The sequence below is a fragment of the Flavobacterium sp. MEB061 genome (genome assembly GCF_000834715.1).
Lineage (GTDB): Bacteria > Bacteroidota > Bacteroidia > Flavobacteriales > Flavobacteriaceae > Flavobacterium > Flavobacterium pectinovorum.
This window is the reverse complement of sequence record NZ_JXQR01000046.1, coordinates 1-238: the sequence shown is the minus strand read 5'-3', so window position 1 is coordinate 238 and position 238 is coordinate 1. Positions and strand designations below refer to the sequence as shown.

1 protein-coding gene is annotated in these 238 nt (G+C 41.2%); it reads left to right on the top strand.

All coding sequences use genetic code 11. From position 1 onward, the window contains the following. Positions 1-238 (top strand): hypothetical protein (locus RT99_RS18895; protein WP_042566305.1); only part of this gene is annotated, 238 nt, incomplete at both ends.

Genomic DNA, 238 nt, shown 5'->3' with positions numbered 1-238 from the left:
TTTATTACGGAGCTATTTTAGATCCGGTAACCAATTGTGAAAGCGCTATAAGATTAGCGGTAACAATTTCAGTTACCGATCCTGGCACACCAACCACAACAGATGATACACAAGATTTCTGTTTGGTAAATGCGCCAACGGTTGCTAATATTCAGGTGAACGAAGCTAATGTAGTTTGGTATAGCACTGCAACAGGCGGTGTAGCAATAGCATCAACTACAGCTTTGGCAAATGGAAT